This is a genomic window from Sutterella wadsworthensis, assembly GCF_003315195.1.
GTDB lineage: Bacteria > Pseudomonadota > Gammaproteobacteria > Burkholderiales > Burkholderiaceae_F > Sutterella > Sutterella wadsworthensis.
Genome location: NZ_QNRV01000070.1, coordinates 1 through 1507 on the forward strand (window position 1 = coordinate 1; position 1507 = coordinate 1507).

Below are 1507 nucleotides of genomic sequence, written 5' to 3' on the forward strand. Positions count from 1 at the left end.
CATGTCAAAGAAGAATACACGCAATGCGCTGGATACGTCGCTCTCGTACGCCGTCATCGGCCTCGATCTTGCTAAGGCAGACTGCGCCGTTGCAGCGGTGCCTTGTTCCGATGACGAGCTGGGGCTGATCGACCGCATGGATTACGAGTCGCTGTTTGAACAAGCGGAGAAGCTTGAGCCTACGCTCTTTGCGATGGAGCCTTGCTGCGGCTACAGTCAGATTTCCCTGCGCCTGCAAAATATGGGGCACGAGGTCAAGGTCATTTCCGGACACGCAGTCAAGAACTGGATTGCAACGCACAAGTCAAATCAGAAAACCGATCTCAACGATGCAACGGCTTTGGCGAAGCTTGCTCTTTACGATCATGATCTACAGCCGATTCGCGTCAAGAACGTTGAGGAGTGCCGGATCGCCAGTGTCCAGGCAATCCGAATCCAACTGCGGACACAGGCTACAAAATCCTTAGTCTGCTTTAAAAGTCTGTGCCAATGCTGGGGCATTGTGATTCGTCGAGGCAGCTCGAACACAAAGAAGATGGCGGAAGCAGTCGCAGCCGTTGAAAAGCTGCTTGGCGCAGAAGTGACATCGAGCTTGATGATCCTTCGGGATGCCTACAAGTTCACCATGAAGCAAATCAACGCACTTGACAAGCTGCTTGATGCGCTTGTTGAGGCCAACGAGCAGGCTCGAACAATGAAAACGGTTCTGGGCATCGGAACTCAGACCGCGGCACGCCTTGCGGTCACAACGGGCGACATTAAACGGTTCCCGATGCCAAGGAGCTACGTGGCCTATTTTGGCTTGGCTCCCCGAAACATCATTACCGGACATTCCGGAACGCCAAGCCCCAGCAAGCGCGGCGCTCTGAAGCCAGTGAGCAGCAGAGGCCAGGGAAAAGTTTCCCGCCGCGGCGACAGAGTAGCCCGATCTTTCATCATCCAAGGCGCAGCTACGATCTACATGCTGTACTGCAAGGACATGCTGCCGGAATGTCAGTTGCGGCGGTGGCTTCACGAACAAATCAAGCGTGGAAAGCCGTACGGCAAAATCATCGTTTCACTTGCAGCCAAACTGCTGCGGATTGTTTGGGCTTTGCTCACCTACGGGGAAAAATTCGACAGTCACAAAGCGGGCGTACCACGCTCGGTGCTTGCGGCTATGGAAAAGCCCCTTAAGCACGACGTTGCGGCTGAATCTGCCGCGTAGAGGAAGATGACCTCCAGGCTTAATCGTCACGAATGAGAACCCTTTGAAAAGGCTTATCCCACAGCCATTCCGTCCTGATTGCAGCAATTTGCATACGCCCTTATTTGGCACGGATAAGACTTCTGAAGTTCATTCTGGCCAGAATGCGCAGACACCGCATTCATGAAACAGGTCTAAGAGATTAGTGGAGCGGCCCTCTCGTTCAGTCGATGGCATGCCTGGAAATGAAACCTCCGCTTGGTAATTCGCTATGTGGTGCATCTGACAATATTTTTCGTCCGATAGATGGTAGCTAGGCGG

The 1507-nt window shown here is 53.4% G+C and carries 1 protein-coding gene; it reads left to right on the forward strand.

Going from position 1 to position 1507, the window contains the following annotated elements; all coding sequences use genetic code 11:
* The coding region (locus tag DES29_RS12290; protein WP_113854955.1) for an IS110 family RNA-guided transposase at nt 1-1207 on the forward strand (1207 nt) is incomplete at its 5' end.
* Nucleotides 1208-1507 lie beyond the last annotated feature (300 nt).